This is a genomic window from Photorhabdus sp. S10-54 (genome assembly GCF_963878145.1).
In the GTDB taxonomy this organism is placed as follows: Bacteria; Pseudomonadota; Gammaproteobacteria; order Enterobacterales; family Enterobacteriaceae; genus Photorhabdus; species Photorhabdus kayaii.
Map to the genome: position 1 here is coordinate 1 of NZ_CAWNXG010000157.1, position 812 is coordinate 812.

The following is an 812-nucleotide window of genomic DNA, read 5'->3' on the forward strand; positions in this document are numbered from 1 at the left end:
TCATTTGACAATAAGCGTGTCTGGGTAATTGAATTCAAGATTATTGAAAAAAGGTAACAATCATGACTAAAAATACAGAGTCTTTAATATCTGCATGTCACGAATTAGCAAGAACAGCGAAATGTGATGATTATTTAATTCTGAATGATATTGCTGATAAGATTAAATATCTTGAAGAGCAAAACAAAAATCTTATTGTTAAAAATAATGCATTACAATCTACAATAAGGGTAATTAATCGTGTTAAAACTAATACTATCTGAAAGAGAAATAACAATGAATGATTGTCTTTGTCATCACTTTTATTTTATTTGGAAACGAATGTTCAAGCGTTACATGATAAACACACTAGCGTCACGCGGCGCTAGTTTATCAGAAGCAAAAGAAATTGCTGAGTGTGAGATTGAATCATATTCAAAAAAGGATGGCGATTGGAAATATATTCATCCGCACGATGCAGCGAAAGAAAGCCTGTCTTATTGGAGTGATTAATGGCAGACTTCGGAGGCAGTAATACCCCAAAGGAATTAAAAGATAAATGGCAAACCCCGATTGAGATATTTGCAGCATTGGATGCTGAATTTGGTTTTTATCTCGATGCAGCAGCAGACAATGAAAATGCTCTATGTGCTCATTATCTCACGGAACGAGATAATGCACTTACATGTGATTGGATAAGTTACGGAGCAATATATTGTAACCCGCCGTATAGCGATATATCTCCGTGGGTTATTAAGGCGGCAGAACAAAGCAGGAGGCAATCACAGCCGGTCGTTATGTTAGTCCCAGCCGACACTTCGGTCGGCTGGTTT

General features: G+C 36.7%; 3 protein-coding genes. All 3 read left to right on the forward strand.

Annotation, left to right across the window (positions count from 1 at the left end):
* The first annotated feature begins 62 nt into the window (after positions 1-62).
* Complete coding sequence (locus tag AACQ83_RS24270) at positions 63-263, forward strand: hypothetical protein (protein ID WP_192881120.1); 201 nt, start codon at positions 63-65, stop codon at positions 261-263.
* 13 nt (positions 264-276) lie between these two features.
* Positions 277-492 (forward strand): hypothetical protein, encoded by a 216-nt coding sequence (locus tag AACQ83_RS24275; protein ID WP_112886973.1) that lies wholly within the window; start codon positions 277-279, stop codon positions 490-492.
* On the forward strand, positions 492-812 hold a 321-nt coding region (locus tag AACQ83_RS24280), incomplete at its 3' end, for a phage N-6-adenine-methyltransferase (RefSeq protein WP_112879932.1). The genes AACQ83_RS24275 and AACQ83_RS24280, both read left to right, overlap by 1 nt.